Annotated in this window: 1 protein-coding gene; it reads left to right on the forward strand. The window is 70.3% G+C overall.

What is annotated here, in order from left to right; all coding sequences use genetic code 11:
- The first annotated feature begins 167 nt into the window (after positions 1 to 167).
- Positions 168 to 1,418, forward strand: a complete 1,251-nt coding sequence (hisS, locus tag DSP71_RS06180; RefSeq protein ID WP_218867592.1) for a histidine--tRNA ligase — start codon at positions 168 to 170, stop codon at positions 1,416 to 1,418.
- Positions 1,419 to 1,651: the final 233 nt, after the last annotated feature.

Below are 1,651 nucleotides of genomic sequence, written 5' to 3' on the forward strand. Positions count from 1 at the left end.
AGGGGTGGGACGCCGAGCGCGCCCTCCGCGAGCGGCTGCGTGCGCTGGAAGACGACGTGCGCGCCGCCGAAGCCGCGCGCTGATCCCGGCGCGACCCCATCCCGGCACGACCGAGTCGGCAGACCTGGGAAGATGGAACCGTGGCTACCGTGAACCCGCCGCGCGGCATGCGCGACATCCTCCCCGCCGACAAGGCCCGCCGCGAGCGTGTGCTCTCCGTCATCCGCGAGCGCTATCTCGCGCATGGATTCGACGAGATCGAGACGCCCGTCGTCGAGGAGTACGACCGTCTGCATGCCGGCATCGGTGGCGACAACGAGAAGCTCTCGTACAACATCCTCCGCCGTGGCCTGGATGCCGACGCGATCCGCGCCGCCGCCGACGACCCCGCAGCGCTCTCCGACCTCGGCCTCCGCTACGACCTGACAGTGCCGCTCGCGCGTTTCTACGCGAGCAACCGCGGTCAACTGCCGACCGTCTTCCGCTCGATCCAGATCGGACCGGTCTGGCGGGCGGAGCGCCCGCAGAAGGGCCGCTACCGCCAGTTCGTGCAGTGCGACATCGACATCATGGGGGACGACACCGCACGCGCCGAGGCCGAGCTGATGGTCGCCTCGCTCGACGCGGTCGACGCTCTCGGCCTCGACGGGGCGACCGTGCGCATCAACGATCGCCGGGTGCTGGAGTGGATGCTCGACAGCTTCGGGTTCACCGCCGAGGAGCGTCCCGGCGTGCTCATCACGATCGACAAGCTCGACAAGATCGGTCCGGAGGGAGTGGCGACCGAGCTCCGTGAGCGCAGCGCATCGACCGCAGCCGCCGACGCGTTCGACGCCTTCCTCCGCCGCCCGCAGACGCTGGAGTACAACCCCTTCGGCGAGCGGCAGATCCGCAAGGCGCTGCCCGACGGAGCTCCGGCCGACTTGATCGAGCACCTGGTCGGCATCGGCGAGGCCGTGGCTGCGGGACGGGGACAGTCCGACATCCCGCTCGTCTTCGACCCGTTCCTCGTGCGCGGCATGGGGTACTACACGGGCACGATCTTCGAACTCGCGCATCCGTCCGTCAGCTACTCCCTCGGCGGTGGCGGACGCTACGACGGCATGATCGGTCGGTTCCTCGGGCAGCAGGTGCCCGCGGTGGGCTTCTCGCTCGGCTTCGAGCGCCTCGTCGACCTGATCGCAGAGGAGTCGGACGTCACGACGAACGCGGTCGTGCTGATCCACGACGCCGACGTTCCGGTGCACGAGCTCGTCACGCACAAGGCCGCGCTCATCGCGGACGGCGCCAGGGTCCGACTCGAGCGCCGCACCAAGAACGTCAAGGCGCTGCTCGAGCGTTCGGCGGTCGACGGCTACACCTCGTTCGCGATCGTGTCCGCCGGTGCCGCAGACCTGGAGCTCAAGCCCCTGTCCTGAGCCTCCTGCGGCCGGCCTCCGGAACCTCCCGGGCCGATGCGCGTTCACGCCGCGTTCACGCCGACGGGGTGCAATCGTGGGGTGAGTCGCATCGGCACCGCGTTCGTCGTCCGCATCGCCCTGGCGGGTGCCGCTCTGGCCGTCGTGCTCGGTGTCGTCCGCGTCGTGCTGGTGCAGCAGGCCGCGCTCGCCCGACGGCGGATCGGGAAGCCGCTGGGGGAGCACTCCCTCGA

The sequence above is a fragment of the Microbacterium sp. H6 genome (assembly GCF_003314775.1).
Classification (GTDB): Bacteria; Actinomycetota; Actinomycetes; order Actinomycetales; family Microbacteriaceae; genus Microbacterium; species Microbacterium oxydans.